At 63.5% G+C, this 12905-nt stretch carries 12 protein-coding genes; 6 read left to right on the top strand and 6 right to left on the bottom strand.

Annotated features, from left to right (window positions below; all coding sequences use genetic code 11):
• Positions 1–57: 57 nt before the first annotated feature.
• From AACG97_RS16760 to AACG97_RS16750, 3 genes are all read right to left on the bottom strand, one after another.
• Entirely contained in the window at positions 58–654 is a 597-nt protein-coding gene (locus tag AACG97_RS16760) for an amino acid synthesis family protein (protein WP_029613156.1), read from the bottom strand.
• Between the two features lie 274 nt (positions 655–928).
• Complete coding sequence (locus AACG97_RS16755) at positions 929–1969, bottom strand: LLM class flavin-dependent oxidoreductase (protein ID WP_009683733.1); 1041 nt, start codon at positions 1967–1969, stop codon at positions 929–931.
• Between the two features lie 74 nt (positions 1970–2043).
• Entirely contained in the window at positions 2044–2529 is a 486-nt protein-coding gene (locus AACG97_RS16750) for a flavin reductase family protein (protein WP_009683734.1), read from the bottom strand.
• 316 nt (positions 2530–2845) lie between these two features.
• Between AACG97_RS16750 and AACG97_RS16745 the strand changes: the two genes are divergently transcribed.
• Positions 2846–4252, top strand: coding sequence for a purine-cytosine permease family protein (locus tag AACG97_RS16745; RefSeq protein WP_064314766.1), 1407 nt, complete (start codon positions 2846–2848; stop codon positions 4250–4252).
• Positions 4253–4699: 447 nt separating this feature from the next.
• Here AACG97_RS16745 and AACG97_RS16740 read toward each other — a convergent pair whose 3' ends face one another.
• Both AACG97_RS16740 and AACG97_RS16735 read right to left on the bottom strand, forming a co-directional pair.
• Positions 4700–6325: a methyl-accepting chemotaxis protein gene (locus AACG97_RS16740; protein WP_033690930.1), complete on the bottom strand. Its 1626-nt coding sequence runs from the start codon at positions 6323–6325 to the stop codon at positions 4700–4702.
• Positions 6326–6601: 276 nt separating this feature from the next.
• Positions 6602–7513 carry an AraC family transcriptional regulator gene (locus AACG97_RS16735; protein ID WP_009685600.1) on the bottom strand — a complete coding sequence of 304 codons (912 nt, stop codon included), beginning with the start codon at positions 7511–7513 and terminating at the stop codon, positions 6602–6604.
• Between the two features lie 101 nt (positions 7514–7614).
• Between AACG97_RS16735 and AACG97_RS16730 the strand changes: the two genes are divergently transcribed.
• The 5 genes from AACG97_RS16730 to AACG97_RS16710 all read left to right on the top strand — a co-directional run bounded on the left by AACG97_RS16730 (position 7615) and on the right by AACG97_RS16710 (position 12103).
• Positions 7615–8175, top strand: a complete 561-nt coding sequence (locus AACG97_RS16730; protein WP_009685599.1) for a carboxymuconolactone decarboxylase family protein — start codon at positions 7615–7617, stop codon at positions 8173–8175.
• A 98-nt stretch (positions 8176–8273) separates the two neighbouring features.
• Entirely contained in the window at positions 8274–9338 is a 1065-nt protein-coding gene (locus AACG97_RS16725; protein WP_197886322.1) for an acyl-CoA dehydrogenase family protein, read from the top strand.
• Entirely contained in the window at positions 9335–10156 is an 822-nt protein-coding gene (locus tag AACG97_RS16720; RefSeq protein ID WP_225786253.1) for an ABC transporter ATP-binding protein, read from the top strand. Before AACG97_RS16725 ends, AACG97_RS16720 begins: the two co-directional genes overlap by 4 nt.
• Positions 10143–11348 (top strand): ABC transporter substrate-binding protein, encoded by a 1206-nt coding sequence (locus AACG97_RS16715; RefSeq protein WP_144188543.1) that lies wholly within the window; start codon positions 10143–10145, stop codon positions 11346–11348. Before AACG97_RS16720 ends, AACG97_RS16715 begins: the two co-directional genes overlap by 14 nt.
• Positions 11348–12103, top strand: a complete 756-nt coding sequence (locus AACG97_RS16710) for an ABC transporter permease (RefSeq protein WP_009685594.1) — start codon at positions 11348–11350, stop codon at positions 12101–12103. Before AACG97_RS16715 ends, AACG97_RS16710 begins: the two co-directional genes overlap by 1 nt.
• 60 nt (positions 12104–12163) lie before the next feature.
• Here AACG97_RS16710 and AACG97_RS16705 read toward each other — a convergent pair whose 3' ends face one another.
• Positions 12164–12850: a GNAT family N-acetyltransferase gene (locus tag AACG97_RS16705; RefSeq protein WP_009685593.1), complete on the bottom strand. Its 687-nt coding sequence runs from the start codon at positions 12848–12850 to the stop codon at positions 12164–12166.
• Positions 12851–12905: the final 55 nt, after the last annotated feature.

Raw genomic sequence — 12905 nt, 5'->3', positions numbered from 1 at the left:
CTTGAAGGTCGGGCGCGGCGGGTAAGCACGCCACGCCCCGGCCCGTCTTGGTTGTTGTTATTGAGCGCTGGCTTTTTCGGCAGCCAGTTCTTCCAGGTCGATGTAGCGGTTGCCGATGCGCGGGTGCAGGCGGCCGCCGTCGGCAGCGCCCAGCACCACGACGATTTCATCGGCACGCGGTGCGTCTTCGATCTGCATCTCCAGGGTGATGTAGTGCGAGCGCAGGCCCTCGTCGTCTTTCTGCATCATCGGGATCTGGATCGAGGTGCCTGGGCCACCACGTTTGTTGGTGAAGCTCAGGTAGCTCTTGGCCTGTACCGCTTCGCGGTAGTGGTTGCCAAAGCGCAGGGTGTGGATCACCGCCGAGGCATGCTCGATTTCGCCATCGGCACCCACCACGGCGGCCTTGCCGTAGGCCTCGATCTTGTCGGCCCCACCAATGGCGGCAGTCAGGCGCTCGACCATCAGCGCGCCCAGCTCCGAGCAGTTGGCGCGGATTTCCGGCTTCAGATCTTCAACGAAACCGCGACCGGCCCATGGGTTCTTGATCACCACGGCCAGGCCGACCATGGTCACCGGCTTGTCGGTGGCCTTGCCGCCTTCGATGCGGGTCTCTTCGGAGTAGGTGACGATCTTGCGGATTTCGAAACTCATGGGTGGCTCCTGGTGAGGGTTATCAGCTCTTGTTGTCTGATGGTATACCATAATATTTGTTGTGCAAGAGGGGGGTGGAAATTTCTCTTGCGGGGGGACGGGAGGCTGCAAGTCGTAAGCTGCAAGTCGAAAGTCGAAAGTCGAAAGCAGATCTGCTTTTGCTTGCAGCTTGCAGCTTGCAGCTTGCAGCTTGCCGCTAAAAAAGCCCGCTCGCGCAAGCCGCATGGGCCTACGGGAGCGGGCTGTGTCCCGCAATGTTTCAGGCAATGGGAATTCAGGCGAACGCCGGTACCACTTCCTTGATGAACAGTTCGAGGGACTTCTTCTTCTCGGCGTGGGGCAGGCTGTTGTCGCACCAGAAGCTGAACTCGTCGACACCCAGCTCCTGGTAATAGCGGATGCGCGCGATGATCTCTTCCGGGGTGCCGATCATGGTGTTCTTGCGGATGTTCTCCAGCTGGAACGCCGGCACTTCGGCAAACTTGGACTCCGGGCTTGGCTCCAGGAAGCCGTTGACCGGGGTGGTCTTGTTGCCGAACCAGGCATCGAAGGTGCGGTAGAAGCGTGAAATGGCCTGGGCCCCGACCTTCCAGCCGTCCGGCTCGGCCGGGCTGTGCACGTGGGTGTGGCGCAGCACCATCAATTGCGGGCGCGGTACGTCGGGGTTGTTGTCCAGGGCGGCCTGGAACTTGTTCTTCAGGTCGAGTACTTCTTCGTCGCCCTTCATCAGCGGCGTGACCATGACGTTGCAGCCGTTGGCCACGGCAAAGTTGTGCGAGTCCGGGTCGCGGGCGGCGATCCACATGGGCGGCGTAGCGTTGAACGGCTTCGGTACGCTGGTGGAAGTGGGGAATTTGTAGACTTCGCCGTCATGGGCATAGTCACCTTCCCAGAGCTTGCGCACCACCGGCACCATCTCGCGCAGGGCCTTGCCGCCGTCGGTGGCCGGCATGCCACCGGCCATGCGGTCGAATTCGAACTGGTACGCGCCACGGGCCAGGCCCACTTCCATGCGGCCGTTGCTGATCACGTCGAGCAGGGCACATTCACCTGCCACGCGAATCGGGTTCCAGAACGGCGCGATGATGGTGCCGGCACCCAGGCGGATCTTTTCGGTGCGTGCCGCCAGGTACGCCAGCAATGGCATCGGGCTTGGCGAAATGGTGTATTCCATGGCGTGGTGTTCGCCGATCCACACGGTGCTGAAACCGCCGTCTTCGGCCATCAGGGTCAGTTCGGTCAGGTCTTCGAACAACTGGCGGTGGCTGACCTGTTCATCCCAACGTTCCATGTGTACGAACAACGAAAATTTCATGGGGCTTTCCTCAACGCTTGAAAGGGGCTGGCGCCAGGCAGGGGGGCGCCAGCTGTCTCGATTCACAATGGGCTTCAGGCCAAGGCCGGCAGGCTGGCCATCTTGCCGCGGCAGTACACCATCGGCCGCGGCGCCTGGGCTGGAACGATCAGGTTGTGCACCTTGCCGACCATGATGGCGTGGTCGCCACCTTCGTATTCGCGCCACAGCTCGCACTCGATCACCGCCGTGGCGCCGGCCAGGATCGGGTTGCCCAGCTCGCTGAGGGTCCACTCGATACCGTTGGCCTTGTCTTTGCCTTTCTTGGCGAACGCATAGGCGTGTGCCTGCTGCTCACCCGAGAGCAGGTGAATGGCGAAGCGCTTCTGCTTGATCAGTACCGGGTAGGAGTCGGAGCTGTAGTTGGGGCAGAACAGCACCAGCGGCGGCTCCATCGACAGGGAGGAAAATGCGCTGGCGGTCAGGCCGACGACCGAGCCGTCGTCGTCCAGGGTGGTGATGACGGTAACGCCGGACGGGAAGGAGCCCAGGACGTTCTTGTAGACGGTTGCGTCGATCATCGGGTTTACCTCTAAAAGGCTGCGGTGGTCCGCGGTTTTTATCGTTGATGTGTCTGATGGTATACCGTAATACCTATTTTGCAAGCAGAATTTTCAGCCGCACATTTTCACGATGAGCGGCGAAAAGCCACGGAATACGGGGCTTTGCTCGGTGTGGTGGTTTGTCGAAGGGGTTTTTCAAGCAGAACAGAGGCCGCTTTTTCGTGCGGATCAGTGTTGTCAAAAGTTTGGAATACCATAATATGGTCCGCAGCTGAGAGGCCGCCTAGATGCGGTTTCCTTACAACGATAAAAACGACCTTTCGAGCTGAAAACCATGTCCCAACCGTCGTCGCAACACCAGTTTGTCGAGAATCACACGGTCGATTATGTGCCACCTGCCGAGCGCCATGGGAAGGCGCGCGACCTGTTCACCCTCTGGTTCAGTACCAACATTGCGCCACTGCCGATCGTCACCGGTGCCATGGTGGTACAGGTGTTCCACCTGAACCTGTTGTGGGGGCTGGTGGCCATCGTGCTGGGCCATCTTGTCGGGGGCGTGGTCATCGCCCTGGCCTCTGCGCAGGGACCGCAGCTGGGCATTCCGCAGATGGTGCAGAGCCGTGGCCAGTTCGGCCGCTATGGCGCCTTGCTGATCGTGTTCTTCACGGCGTTGATCTATGTTGGCTTCTTCATTTCCAACATCGTGTTGGCCGGCAAGACCATCCACGGCATCAGCCCGAGTGTGCCGATGCCAGGGGCGATCGTGATCGGCGCCTTGAGCGCCACCGCCATCGGCGTGATCGGCTACCGTTTCATCCACATCCTCAACCGTATCGGCACCTGGGTGATGGGCTCGGCACTGCTGGCCGGCTTCATCATGATGTTCATCCAGGACCTGCCTGCCGATTTCTTCAGCCGCGGCGCCTTCAACCTGTCGGGCTTCATCGCCACCGTCTCGCTGGGTGTGATCTGGCAGATCAGCTTCTCGCCGTATACCTCCGACTACTCACGCTACCTGCCGCGTGAAGTCGGCATTGCCAAGCCGTTCTGGGCGACTTATTTCGGCGCTACCCTGGGCACCATCTTGTGCTTCAGCTTTGGTGCGGTGGCGGTGCTGTGCGTGCCGCAAGGCACCGATGCGATGGACGCGGTGAAGCAGGCCACCGGCTGGCTGGGGCCGATCCTGATGGTGCTGTTCCTGCTCAACATCATCAGCCACAACGCCCTCAACCTGTATGGCGCGGTGTTGTCGATCGTGACTGCAATCCAGACCTTCGTTGCCCAGTGGACCCCCAGCGTGAAGGTTCGGGTGATCCTGGCCTCGGTCATACTGCTGGGCTGCGGTATGGTCGCGCTGAACGCCTCGGCAGATTTCATCGGCCAGTTCATCGGCCTGATCCTGGCGCTGCTGTTGGTGCTGGTGCCGTGGGCCTCGATCAACCTGATCGACTTCTACCTGATCAAGAAGGGCCAGTACGACATCGCCTCGATCTTCAGTGCCGACGGCGGCATCTATGGCCGCTTCAATCACCATGCAATCGTTGCCTATGCCTGCGGCATCCTGGTGCAGCTGCCGTTTGCCAATACCTCGCTGTATGTCGGGCCGTACTCCAACCTGGTCGAAGGCGCCGACTTGTCCTGGCTGTTCGGCTTGCTGGTGACGGTGCCGCTGTATTACTGCCTGGCCACGCGCAGCAAGGCTGGCGAGAAGGCGGGGCGGGTTTTGAGTGTGAACGACTGATAGTCACGTGTGGCTGCAACAGGGCTGCTTCGCAGCCCATCGCAGGCAAGCCAGCTCCCACAGGGGACGCATCAGGGCTGATAGGTGTTTGTCACAAGATATGCAGTGCCAGGGAGATCGAGCGCCGCCCGCGCGGCGCAATCGCGAGCTGCGCTCGCTCCTACGTTTGTTTCGGGCCAGTAACGCCTGTGACAGGCGCGCGCGGCCGCCTTGTTTGTACGGCGCGATATCGAGGCATGCACCAAGGCGTTCGCGCGCGAATCCCACAGGAATAATTGGCCCGAAACAAACGTAGGAGCGAGCGCAGCTCGCGATTGCGCCGCGCGGGCGGCGCTCGATCTCACAGGCACTGCATATCTTGTGACAAACACCTGTCAGCCCTAAGGCGATCCCTGTGGGAGCTGGCTTGCCTGCGATGGGCCGCGATGCGGCCCCGGCTATCTCAGATCAGACCTTGAACTGTGCCACCATGCCATTCAGGTCCACGGCAAGGCGCGACAGGTCCTGCGCTGCCGCACTGGTCTGGTTGGCCCCCGCCGAGGTCTGCATGGCCAGGTCACGGATATTCACCAGGTTGCGGTCCACCTCACGGGCCACCTGCGCCTGTTGTTCCGAGGCACTGGCTATCACCAGGTTACGCTGGTTGATCGAGGCCATCGCTTCGGCAATCACCTCCAGCGCCTGCCCGGCGCCCTCGGCCACTTCCAGCGTGCCCGTGGCACGCCCCTGGCTGCTGTGCATCGCGGTCACCGCGCGCTCGGTGCCGTTCTGGATCCCGGCAATCATCTGCTCGATTTCGGCCGTCGACTGCTGGGTGCGGTGGGCGAGGGCACGAACTTCGTCCGCCACCACCGCAAAGCCACGGCCTGCCTCACCGGCGCGGGCGGCTTCGATGGCGGCGTTGAGCGCCAGCAGGTTGGTCTGCCCGGCAATTGCACCGATCACATCCAGCACCCGGCTGATCTCGTTGGCATTGCTGGCCAGCTGTTCGATTTCGCTGGAAGTGCCGGTCACGTCCGCCACCAGGTGCTGGATGGAGGCCAGCGCCTGGTTGACCCGGTCGCGGCCATCGCGGGTAGTCTGGTCGGCACCTCTGGAGGCGTCTGCGGTGCTCACCGCATTGTTGGCCACTTCTTCGACCGCCGCGGTCATCTGGTTGACGGCCGTGGCCGCCTGGTCGATTTCGGCACTTTGCTGGTGCAAGCCGCGGCTGGTGTCTTCGGTAACGGTGTGCAGCTCTTCGGACGCCGAGGCCAGTTGGTCGGACGAGGCGGCTATCTGCCGAATGGTATCGCGCAGGCTGGTCTGCATGCGGCTCAACGCGCGCAGCAGCAAGGCCGGTTCGTCACGGCCCACCACCTGTATTTCGCGAGTCAGGTCGCCGGTGGCCACGCGTTCAGCCACGGCCACGGCCTCGGCCAACGGCCGCACGATACTGCGGGTGAGCAGGGTGGCGATGGCGGCAAGCGCCAGTACAATCACCAACAGCGCGCCTATCAGCGCCTGGAACGCTTCGTCAGCCACATCGCTGCTGCGCTGCGAGGCTTGCTCGGCACTTGTGCCGTTGTAGGCAATCAGCGCGGTCATGGCCTGCATCATGCTATCGGCGCTTTGGGTCAGCGGCCCGCTGATCAGTTGCCTGGCGTCGTCCATCCGCCCGCTGGTGAGCCCCTGCAGCACACGCCCCTGTACGTCGGAATACTGCTGATGGGCAGTCATGAAAGCGTTGAACAGGTTTTGGTCATCGGTGGCAGCCACCATGCCAGCGTAATGCTTCAAGCCCTTGGAAAGCTCGATGTTGATGCTGTCCAGCATCTGCAGGTTGCGCTTGCGATCATCGCTGTTGTCGTCGAGCGCGGCACGTAACGTAAGGGCGCGGGCGCGGCCCAGGTCGGTGCTGATTCCACTGAGGGCTACCACTGCCGGCATCCAGGTCACCCGGATCTCGTCCGTAGCGCTGTCCATCTGCCGGGTCTCGTAAAGTGCGATCAGGCCCATCACCAGCACCAGAACGCCCAACAGGGTGAATGCGCTTGCTGCGCGAATGCCGATCTTCAAATTCCTTAACTGCATGAAGTACTCCTTGATGGTGGCGTGCAGGCCTCGAGAACGCAGGCGGCTACCGGTGTAAACGCAGTGGCGCCAGGCTCGGGATGCACCGCAAAGTCGTTTGTAGGTCTCACCCTCTTTACTGTTTTTGGATGCGATGATGCCATATGACCATCATCCTTGAACAGACATTCAAGTTACGGGATCTGCTGATAAAACCAAGGAAAATTGTCAGTTTTATCCGGGAAGTCAGCTTCAACGTGGCGCCTCGCAAGTCGGCTTTCGGCGCAGTAGAGCCGCTTAACGCCCTTCGTGGCCCCGCCGGTAGGCCCCTGGCTGTATGCCCACTGCCTTGGCGAAGGCCCGGGTAAAAGCGGCCACCGATTGGTACCCCACCTGTGCACCCACTTGCTCCACCGTGTTGCCCGCCTGCAGCAACCGGCAAGCATGGCGCATGCGCAACGCCAGCAGCACTTGGCCTGGCGACTGCCCGGCCAGCTCGCTGAAGCGTTTGAAGAAAGCCGAGCGCGACAACCCGGTGCAGGCCGCCATGCTCTCCAGTGTCCAGGCTTTGCCGGGTTGCTCGATCAGTTGCTCGAGCAACCCGGCGAACGCCGGCTGCCGAGCAAGCGCGATCAGCCCGCCCAGGGGCTGCCCGGCATGCACTTGCTGGCGCAGTGCATACAGAAAGAGCAAGTGCGTCAGGCGCTCCAGAAAGGTTTGCGAAGGCCCGGTTTGGCGTTGGCATTCGTCCAGGATCAGCCCGAACAACGCCCCCGCCGCGCTCCCGGCGGGGTCTTCGGCACGCAGCAGGATCCAGTCGGCCAGGCCCTCGACAATCAGCGAAGACAAACCCGACTGGAAACGGAAGAAGCCACAGACCAGGCCGACCCCATCGCTGGCGTCGCCGTCCAGCGCCTGCATGGTTTGACGCGGTTGCGCACAGGCGCCTGCCGCGTCCTGGTCGCTGGACAGGCGATAACCCAGGTCGCGCAACAGGAATACGGCGTCGCCTTTTCTCAGGCACACCGGCTGCGCCTGGCCGTCGAGGTGCAGCCAGCAATCGCCCTGCACCACCAAGTGGAAGCTGGCACGGCCCATACCCTGGGTGCTGGCGTGCCAGCCGCCACAGTAGCGGCCGACATGAAACAGGCTGGCATCCAGCTCCAGACCTTCTAATAACCAATCGACGAGCGCGGCGGACGAAATCATCTAATGCAAAGACTCAGGAGCAAGGAAAGGCGACTGATGAATATGGAGGGTACTTCTTATAACCACCAGACTGTAGTGACATCCATCAGGGAGACCACTCCATGTCCTCGCGCATTACCTTACACACCCTGGAAAGCGCCCCGGAAGCAGCGCGCCCGTTCCTTGAGAACGCGCAGAAGAATTCGGGCTTCATCCCCAACCTGCTCGGGGTGCTGGCCAACGCGCCAGCGGCACTGGAAACCTACGTGACCGTTTCGGCATTGAATGGTAAGTCCGACCTGAGCCTGGCCGACCGCGAAGTGGTGCAACTGATTGCCGCCACCCAACATGGCTGTGATTTCTGTGTGGCGGGGCACACCGCCGTGGCGTTGAACAAGGCCAAGCTGCCGCAGGAGGTGGTCGATGCCCTGCGGGCCCGCGGCGAGCTGCCCAATGCCCGTTACGAAGCCCTGGCCGCCTTCGCCCGCGAAGTGATCGCGACCCGCGGCAATGTGAGCCAGGCCACGTACCAGGCATTCCGGGATGCCGGCTTCAGCGAAGGCAATGCGCTGGAAGTGATTCTTGGCGTGAGCCTCGCAACCCTGTGCAACTTTGCTAATGTGTTCGCCCAAACGCCGCTCAATGACGAGCTTGGCAAGTACCGCTGGCAGCCCACTGCATGATCTGCCTCTGCTAGCGGCGGTACAGCGGTAGTTGTAGGAGCGGCCATGTGCCGCAAAGGGGCCGCCAGGCGGCCCGGCGTTCTCAAAGGAGCAAGACCATGCAGGATTGTGCATTTCGACAGTGGCTGGATGCCAATGCCGAGGCCATAGATCGGGGCCTGTGCGAGCCGCAGCACGTGCTGGCGCAAATCGCCGAATCGCAACTGCTGCGCGTGGGCGTCGACCCGGCCCTGGGCGGTACGGGCGGGCAGGTGACCGACGCCGTCGAGGCCATCGCTGCCATTGCCAGCCGCTCGCTGGCTGCCGCTTTCGTGTGTTGGGGCCAGCGCGCCTTTATCGAGTACCTGTTGCAAAGCCCCAACCAGCCGCTGCGCGCGCGCTTGCTGCCACAGCTGTTGGCCGGCGAGCTGGCCGGTGCCACCGGCCTGTCCAATGCCATGAAGTTCCTCTCTGGCATCGAAGCCCTGCAAGTGCGCGGCCGCCCGGCGGGCGATGGCTGGCACCTGGAGGGCCGCCTGCACTGGGTGACCAACCTGCGCAAGAGTGGGTTCGTGGTAGCGGCGGCCATCGAGGACGACGCGGGCGGTGCTCCGTTCGTACTGGCCATTCCTTCGGATGCCCAGGGCCTGCAACGTTCCGACGACTTGCAACTGATGGGCTTGCAGTCGAGCAACACCGCTGCCTTGGCCTTCCACCAGGTGCCGCTGGCACGTGACTGGTTGCTGCACGACAATGCCCGCGCGTTCCTGCCGCAGGTACGCCCTGCCTTCCTGGGGTTGCAGTGCGGCATGGCCATTGGCCTGGCGCGCCGGGCACTGGACGAAGTGCAGGCCCAGCTGCAGGGGCGTGCCTCATTCCTGGACGAAGCCCGCCAGGTGCTCAGCGAGCGCCTGGAGAATACCGTCAGCGAACTCAAGCAAGGTTTGCTCGATGGCCGCTTCCTGCAACAACCGGCGGCCTTGTTCAAGCTGCGCATCACCCTGGCCGAAAGTGCCGCCGACGCGGTGCAACTGGAATTGCAGGCCAGTGGTGGCAAAGCCTACCTCAGCGAGTATGGCGAAGGTTTTGCCCGCCGCTGGCGCGAATCGGCGTTCGTGCCGATCGTCACGCCCAGCCTGGTGCAGCTGCGGGCCGAGCTGCACCGCCAGGCAGGCGGGGCATGAGTGCAATGTTGCTCGAAGCCCGTGACGTCAGCCTGGGCTACCCGGGCGAGGGCGGCTGGCAGCAAGTGCTGGCGCAGTTCGACCTGCAGCTGGGGCGCGGCGAGGTGGTGAGCATTCTGGGCCCCAGCGGCGTTGGCAAGTCCAGCCTGTTGCGGGTATTGGCCGGCCTGCAGCAGCCGGGTGGTGGCAGCGTGCGGCTGCATGGCGAGCCGCTGCAGGGCCCACACCCGCGCCTGGCGGTAGCCTTCCAGGACCCCAGCCTGCTGCCTTGGCTGAGCCTGGAGAAAAACGTCGCCTTCGGCCTGGACTTCGCTCGCCAGCCCAAGCTGGCGGCTGCCGAACGCCGTGCACGTATCGACCACGCTATCGCCGCCGTGGGCCTGGGCCATGCCCGCAGCCACTACCCGGCGCAGCTGTCTGGCGGCATGGCCCAGCGGACCGCGCTGGCCCGTTGCCTGGCACGGCAGCCCGAAGTGCTATTGCTCGACGAACCGTTCGGCGCACTGGATGAAGTCACCCGTGCCGACATGCAGCAATTGCTGCTGCAATTGATCGCCACCCACAACACGGCAGCGGTACTGATCACCCACGATATCGACGAAGCCCTGTTGCTGTCCGACCGTGTGCTGCTGCTGGGCGACCATCCAGCGCACATCCTCGGCCAATGGCAGATCGGCCTGCCGCAGCCGCGCACGCAGCGGGTCGAAGAGCTGGGCGCCTTGCGCATCGAAATCCTCAAGACGCTCCGGCGAGCAAGCCGCACGGTCGAACCCACCCCAACCCCACAGGCCTCGGAGGCTGCCCATGTGCATGGATGACTGCTGTTCCTCGTCTTCACGACGTGATTTTCTCAAGCTGGGCGCCATGCTCACCGCCGCCGGTGCACTGCCGTTGCTGTCGAGCCTGCAGGCCCGCGCCGCTGCAGAACCGGACGCGCCGGTACGTATCGGTTACCTGCCTATCACCGACGCCACGCCCTTGCTGGTGGCGCACAACAATGGCCTGTTCGAAGCCGAGGGTATCAAGGCCGAACGCCCGGTATTGCTGCGCAGCTGGGCACAGGTGATCGAGGCGTTCATTTCTGGTCAGGTGAACGTCATTCACCTGCTGTCGCCGATGACCGTGTGGGCGCGCTATGCCAGCAAGGTGCCGGCCAAGGTGGTGGCGTGGAACCACGTGGGCGGTTCGGGCCTGACCGTCGCCCCCGACATCACAGACATGAAGCAGTTGGGTGGCAAGACCGTGGCCATACCCTTCTGGTACTCGATCCATAACGTCGTGCTGCAGCAGATGCTCAACGACAACGGCCTGACACCGGTGTCGAAGCCGGCCAATGCGGCATTGGCAGACAATGAAGTGAACCTGCTGGTGTTGCCGCCCTCCGACATGCCACCGGCCCTGGCCAGCAAGCGCATAGCCGGTTACATCGTCGCCGAGCCGTTCAACGCCCTGGCCGAGAACCTCAAGGTTGGCCGCGTGCAGCGCTTCACGGGCGATGTCTGGCGCAACCATGCCTGCTGCGTGGTGTTCATGCACGAACACGACCTCGACAACCGCCCCGAGTGGTCGCAGAAGGTGGTCAATGCCATCGTCAAGGCCCAGCACTGGACCCGCGACCACCGCGCCGAAGCAGCAGCCTTGCTGTCGCGTGCTGGCGCCAACAAGTACACGCCCCATGACCCGGCGGTGCTGGCCAAGGTCCTTGCCCCGGCGGCCGAGGACCGTGCCGGCTACATCGCCAGCGGCGCTATTCGCCACCAGCAGTGGGACGAAAAGCGCATCGATTTCCAGCCTTACCCGTTCCCGAGCTACACCGAAGCACTGGTCCAGCGCTTGCAGCACACCCTGATCGAAGGTGACCACGCGTTCCTCGCCGGCCTGGACCCGGCGCAGACTGCCCGCGACCTGGTGGATGACCGCTTCGTGCGTAACGCCATTGCCGCCGTGGGCGGGCCGTCGGTGTTCGGCATAGCCGACAACTACGAGCGCAGCGAGGAGTTCGCCGTCTGATGCGTACGCACGTGGTACATGCCGGGCTTGGCCTGGCCGGCTTGCTGGGCTTGCTGGCACTGTGGTGGGCCGGGGTCGCCGTGTTCGGCCAGGCCGATGGCCTGTCGGCCCGGTTTGCACCGCAGGCCACGTTGGCCAGCCTGGTCGAGCTGTTGGGGCAGGGCGAGGTCTACGGGCATATCTGGGTCAGCCTCAAGCGCATCCTGGTGGGTTTGTTGCTGGCGTTGCTGATCGGTGTGCCGTTGGGGTTGCTGGTAGGTAGCTACCGGCACCTGGAGGCGGCGACCACGCCGGCATTCCAGTTCCTGCGCATGATCTCGCCGTTGTCGTGGATGCCGGTGGTGGTGATGCTGATGGGCGTGGGTGACCAGCCGATCTACTTTTTGCTGGCGTTCGCCGCGTTGTGGCCGATCCTGCTCAACACCGCCGCCGGGGTGCGGCAACTGGACCCGCGCTGGCTGCAGTTAAGCCGCAGCCTGAGTGCCACGCGTTGGGAAACCTTGTGCAAGGTGATCGTGCCGGGGGTGATAGGCCATGTGCTGACGGGCGTGCGCCTGGCCATCGGGATTTTGTGGATCGTGCTGGTGCCCTGCGAAATGCTGGGCGTCAGTGCAGGGCTGGGCTATTTCATTCTCGATACCCGCGACCGCCTGGCGTACTCCGAGCTGATGGCCATGGTGCTGTTGATCGGTGTGCTGGGCTTTCTGCTCGATGCCCTGGCGCGCGGGCTGCACCGGCGCTGGGTGCATGGCTGAGCCGCCGGGCCGCGCCGAGCTTGAGCGGTGCGGCCCTGAGCGTTGTGCTTGACGGTGCGATCAGTGCACGTGCTGGCGCTGGCGCACACACTCCTGCGCCTGTGCGGTCAGCGCGTCCAGCCGCTCGTCGCGCATCTGCTCCGCTTCGATCATCGCATCTTCGCCTTGCTGGTTGAGCAGGTAGGTATGAATCTGCAGCACCTCGGCGGTCTGGTAGATGGGGGCGATGTCCAGGCGGCCGATCAGTGCTCCGCTGGCCTGGCCGGTGCTGCTCATCAGCACCTGCGGACCCTTGGCGGCCACCACCTGCATACCCATGGCTTCGAACCACGGTACCTGGTTGGCGAAGGCGTTCAGCTCGACGCAGGCATGGCGCGCCTGCAGGTCGCCCAGCAGCGCCCGGGCGATGCCCTGGCGGCGATGGCTGGCGCGTACGGCCATGAATGCCAGGGCACAGGCCTGCTCATCGTCCTCGGCGGGTAGCGACAAGGCAAAGCCCAACAACTGGTCAGGCGCATCGGCATCCAGTGCCAGGGTCAGTGCCACGGCCAGGCCGCGAGTGCCGTCCAGGGCTTGCAGGTACTGGTGCACCTCCATGCCGACGCCGTACTGGTACAGCGGGTACAGCGGGTTGTCTGCACTGATCGCGACACTGCTCAATTCACCGACGTTGTGAATCACCAGCTCGCGGATCTGGTTCTGGAAAGACTCGGGCGGCACGCTGTCAAGGCGGCTCAGGATGAACATCGGGGGGCAGGCTCCGGCGGTTGGACTGTACAGCCCGCACCGGGAGGGCGCGGGC

This window comes from Pseudomonas sp. Nvir (assembly GCF_963778085.1).
GTDB lineage: Bacteria > Pseudomonadota > Gammaproteobacteria > Pseudomonadales > Pseudomonadaceae > Aquipseudomonas > Aquipseudomonas juntendi.
This window is presented reverse-complemented; position numbering and strand designations above follow the sequence as displayed.